Consider the following 504-nt stretch of genomic DNA (forward strand, 5'->3'; position numbering starts at 1 on the left):
CGACCCGTCGACCCCGACGTGAAAATCACATACGCCGAATTCGACCCCCGCAACACCGACAACCGCTCACCATCACCCACCGGCCCACCCGCAAACCCCGACACATCCACCCCAGACACATCCACCACCCGCACACCCGCACCAGCGAAGACCTCCACATCCGCCACACCCGACACCAACACCAACACCGGAGACGCCACCGACACAATGAACCCATTACGCTCCACCGGCTGATCCGGATCCAACGGAACATACGCACCACCCGCCACCACCACCGCATACATCCCCACCAACAAATCCACCCCACGCCGCATACCCAACCCCACCAACACCTCAGGACCCACACCCTCACCGATCAACCACCGAGCCAAACGAAACACCCGCCCACCGAACTCCCCATACGACAACCGCTCACCTTCGAACACCACCGCCACCGCATCCGACGACACACCCACCCGATCAACGAACAACGACGCCAACGTCACACCACCCGAACCCACACCC

The 504-nt window shown here is 62.5% G+C and carries 1 protein-coding gene; it reads right to left on the reverse strand.

Going from position 1 to position 504, the window contains the following annotated elements; translation table 11 throughout:
* A partial coding sequence (locus tag ACODSO_RS29235; RefSeq protein WP_489040088.1) for an AMP-binding protein occupies positions 1–504 on the reverse strand: 504 nt, incomplete at both ends.

The sequence above is a fragment of the Rhodococcus sp. FG69 genome, from assembly GCF_057808915.1.